Consider the following 3,955-nt stretch of genomic DNA (forward strand, 5'->3'; position numbering starts at 1 on the left):
TGGTGGAGATGAGGGGAATCGAACCCCTGTCCGAAAAGAAAGCGGTTAGAGTATCTCCGGGCGCAGAGTGCTTATTGAAATTCCCGCGGTGCGAGCGAACACACGCGCTTTACACCTTGGTAGCTTCATGAATACCTGACGGGCTGCAAAGCTTAGGCCCGTGCATGTTCAGCACCTAATCGACGCCCCGGCCCCGTTCGGTGCTGAGACGGGCGGGACGGTCGCGCCTAATTAGGCAGCGACGGCAACAGTGTTGTTGTTGTCAGTTAATTTAGTTTGGCGCTTTTATCGTGGTGCACCGCCACGGCCCGCTGCTCACGCCCCTCTCCCCCCGTCGAAACCATTGCATCCCCCTATCAAGCGGCGCAGGGCGCCGCAATTGGCGATTGGTTGCCGAAAGGAACTGGCGTTTCAGCCTTTTTGACCTTTTTGTCAGTGCTGCTTCAGCGCGCGGTCAATATCGCGCTTGGCATCCCGTGCGGCGGCCGACGCACGCTTATCGTACAGCTTTTTGCCCTTGCAGAGTCCCAACTCTACCTTGACACGGCCATGCTTAAAGTAAAGGGAAAGCGGAACCAATGTGTATCCTTGCAGCTTGATCTGCTGGGCCAGACGGCGAATCTCTGTCTTATGAGCCAACAGACGCCGGGGACGAACCGGATCCCGGTTGAAGATGCTCCCCTGTTCATAAGGGCTGATATGCATTCCTTTTAGGATGATCTCCCCATTGTCGATATCCGCCCAGGCATCTTTCAGGTTGACGCCGCCGGCACGCAGGCTTTTCACTTCGGTCCCCACCAGTTCAATACCGGTTTCCAGGGCTTCCATCACAAAGTATTCATGGCGCGCTTCGCGGTTCTGCGCAATGATTTTTTTGGACGTCTGATCCTTAGCCAAGCGCGTCACCTCCTTTGCTTTTGGACGCCGGGTTGTAAAATTATACTGCGGGCCAGTCTCTTTGTCAAGCGGATTACAGTTCGCCGCGGCCTTCCATGGCACGATACAGCGTAGTCTCGTCCGCATATTCCAGGCTGGACCCCACCGGCAGGCCATAAGCCAGACGGGTCGTTTTAATGCCCAATGGCTTGATGAGCTTTGCCAGATACATGGCCGTGGCTTCCCCTTCCACTGTGGGGCTGGTGGCCATGATGACTTCCTTGACCTGGTCATCCAGACGGGCCAGCAGTTCCTTGACACACAGCTGGTCAGCACCGATGCCATCCATGGGCGAGATCAAACCATGCAGGACGTGGTACAATCCCTTATACTCGTGGGTACGCTCAATGGCCTTGATATCCTGGGGCGCTTCCACCACACAGATGATGGAGCGATCCCGCTTGGGCGATGCACAGATGGGGCATACCTCGCCGGAGGTATAGTCCTGGCAAAGGCGGCAGCGATGCAGGCGGGTCTTGGCAGCCTCGATGGCTTTGGCCAGTTCCATGGCCTGCTCATTGGACATCCCCATGACCTCATAGGCCATGCGGGTGGCACCCTTGCGCCCTACGCCGGGAAAGCGGGAAAACTGATCGATCAGGTTTTCCAGCGGTTCAGCGTTTTGCGGCATGGCGTACCTCTCAGCCCAGGCCGGGGATATTCATGCCACCGGTCATCTTGGACATTTCTTCTTCCGAATCCTTATCCACCGCAGCGACAGCACTGTTGACAGCCGCGGCGATCAGGTCTTCCAACATCTCGATATCATCCGGGTCCACGGCCTCCGGCTTGATCTTGACGGCAGTGACCTCATGTTTGCCGGTCATGGTCACAGTGACCATTTCGCCGCTGGCGCTGCCGGTATACTCACGGGCTTCGAGTTCGGCCTGCTTGGCACGGATGTCATCCTGCATTTTCTGGACCTGGCGCATCATGGCCTGGGGGTCGGGACGGCCGTAGCCTTTGGGAAGTCTTGCTTTCATGGAAATATCTCCTTTGTTGTTTATCTTTGCCGGTTAGGGCTGACGGCATTCCTGCCGGGGATCACTTTTCTTCTACCTGCACATCCACGCCCAGGGCCTGCATCTGACGGATGGTATCATCCACAGAGACCTTCGGCTGTCCATCGTCCTCTGTCTGTGGTTTTTCATAAGGACCGATGGAATAGCTCTGGTGCGTAACCTGATAAATCAATTCTTTGATCTGTTTGGAAGCTTCCTTGTTTTTGCGGATATAATCCCGGAATGCATCGCTGCATTCAAAGAGCACCCGCCGTCCATCACAGTAAGCGCGGGTCCCCTGCAGGAAAGAATTGAGCAGCGGATCGTTTTCAGACATGAGTTCCAGCACTGCCGACCATTGTGGAAAGGGCTGGATGGGGCCGGCGGGCACAGAGGGCCTGGGCCGGGACTTTTTGGGGGCCGAAACTGCCGTCTGGGCCGGTACCGGCTGAGACTGGGGATCCAGCGGCGGCAGTTCTGGCTGCAGAAAAGCAGGCTCACCTTCCTCCACCGGCGGAACTTCGGTTTGGACCGGCGGAGCACTTGGCTGCACCACCGGCGGCACCGGATGGCTTTGCTGGGGTTGGGTATTTTGGACTACCGGCGGCACTGTGTAAGACGGAGCCGGTTGGGCTGCCGCAAAGGGCTGGGGCACAGCAGGCGCCGCAGCAGCAGTAACCGTTGGCTGTACCGGCGCAGCGTCCGGCTGGGTCAGGGAAAAGACCGCCAGTTCCAGTTCAATGCGCTGATCGGTGCCTCGGGCCATTTTTTCCAGTGCAGAGCCGAAAGCGTTGATGGCCCGCACCGCATCCCGCTGGGGAAAATCCTTGCGGGCTGTGTAGGCAGCTTCTTCTTCCGGGGAAGTACCGGTAAGCAGCTTTTCACCCCCGGGCAGAGCGCACAGCATCAGGTTACGATAGTGTCCGGCCAGTTCCATGCACAGCCGGCGCATATCCACCGACTGCTGACGCAGCTGGGCAATTTCCTGCAAAGCGGTCACTGAATCGCCTTTGGCGATGGCATCGCTGATTTCAAACAGATATTGCCGGTCGGTAACGCCGGCCATACGGCGGACAAGAGCCTCATCCACCGTGTTGGACACGCCGGCGCAGGTATCCAGAATGGAGAGCGCATCACGCATGGCGCCGTCCGCCAGACGGCCGATAAGTTCGGCGGCGCCGGGGTCCAGTTCGATCTTTTCCTCCCCGGCCACATACAAAAGGCGGCTCGCAATATCAGCGGCCGTGATGCGCTGGAAGTCGTACCGCTGGCAGCGGGACAGGATGGTGGCCGGAACCTTCTGCACCTCGGTGGTGGCCAGAATGAAGATCACATGCTCCGGCGGTTCCTCCATGGTCTTGAGCAGCGCATTGAAGGCAGAGGTAGACAGCATGTGAACTTCGTCGATGATATAGACCTTGTACTTGCACATGGCAGGCAGGTAGGCGGTCTCATCCCGCAGGTCACGGATATCATCCACGCTGTTGTTGGAGGCCGCGTCGATCTCCGAAATATCCAGCACACTGCCGTCGTCCACACCCTTGCATACAGCGCATTCGCCGCAGGGCTCCGGGCTGGAGGTATCCAGGCAGTTGACCGCCTTGGCAAAAATCTTGGCACAGGTGGTCTTGCCGGTACCGCGGGTGCCGGTGAACAGGTAGGCATGGCCGATACGTCCGGCTGCGATCTGGTTCTGCAGCGCAGTCACAATGGCCTGCTGGCCGACCACATCGGCAAAACGGCGAGGACGCCACTTGCGGTACAACGCGCGATACATGCCAAACACCTGCCTTTTCAAAATATAAGTAGGTAAGGTACAGCCGCCCTATGCAGCCATGACCATAACAAAAAACGGACAGGGCCACGCGGGTGTGCCCCGCGGTTGTGCTGTTTTGCATACGGATGCAGGCTTGCCGCAGCACCGGGGCGCCAACGCTTAATGCTGCTCGGTTCCCCGCCTGACATGGTTCACGCGGTCCCCGCGCACGGGGCCCACATCCGTATGCAAAACAGCGCAA

4 protein-coding genes and 2 other RNA genes are annotated in these 3,955 nt (G+C 58.2%); all 6 read right to left on the minus strand.

Features of this window, described 5'->3' with window-relative positions; all coding sequences use genetic code 11:
* The 6 genes from ssrA to ffs all read right to left on the minus strand — a co-directional run bounded on the left by ssrA (position 1) and on the right by ffs (position 3,935).
* Positions 1 to 353, minus strand: a transfer-messenger RNA (tmRNA) gene (gene ssrA / locus Q0K17_RS10585).
* Between the two features lie 79 nt (positions 354 to 432).
* Complete coding sequence (gene smpB / locus Q0K17_RS10590; protein WP_294542877.1) at positions 433 to 897, minus strand: SsrA-binding protein SmpB; 465 nt, start codon at positions 895 to 897, stop codon at positions 433 to 435.
* A gap of 73 nt (positions 898 to 970) precedes the next feature.
* On the minus strand, positions 971 to 1,567 hold the full coding sequence (gene recR / locus Q0K17_RS10595; RefSeq protein ID WP_294542879.1) for a recombination mediator RecR: 597 nt from the start codon (positions 1,565 to 1,567) through the stop codon (positions 971 to 973).
* Positions 1,568 to 1,577: 10 nt separating this feature from the next.
* On the minus strand, positions 1,578 to 1,919 hold the full coding sequence (locus Q0K17_RS10600; protein ID WP_294542881.1) for a YbaB/EbfC family nucleoid-associated protein: 342 nt from the start codon (positions 1,917 to 1,919) through the stop codon (positions 1,578 to 1,580).
* Between the two features lie 61 nt (positions 1,920 to 1,980).
* On the minus strand, positions 1,981 to 3,714 hold the full coding sequence (dnaX, locus tag Q0K17_RS10605; RefSeq protein WP_294542882.1) for a DNA polymerase III subunit gamma/tau: 1,734 nt from the start codon (positions 3,712 to 3,714) through the stop codon (positions 1,981 to 1,983).
* A 122-nt stretch (positions 3,715 to 3,836) separates the two neighbouring features.
* An RNA gene (gene ffs, locus Q0K17_RS10610) (signal recognition particle sRNA small type) lies at positions 3,837 to 3,935 on the minus strand.
* Between the last annotated feature and the right edge of the window lie 20 nt (positions 3,936 to 3,955).

This window comes from uncultured Gemmiger sp., from assembly GCA_944388105.1.
Lineage (GTDB): Bacteria > Bacillota > Clostridia > Oscillospirales > Ruminococcaceae > Gemmiger.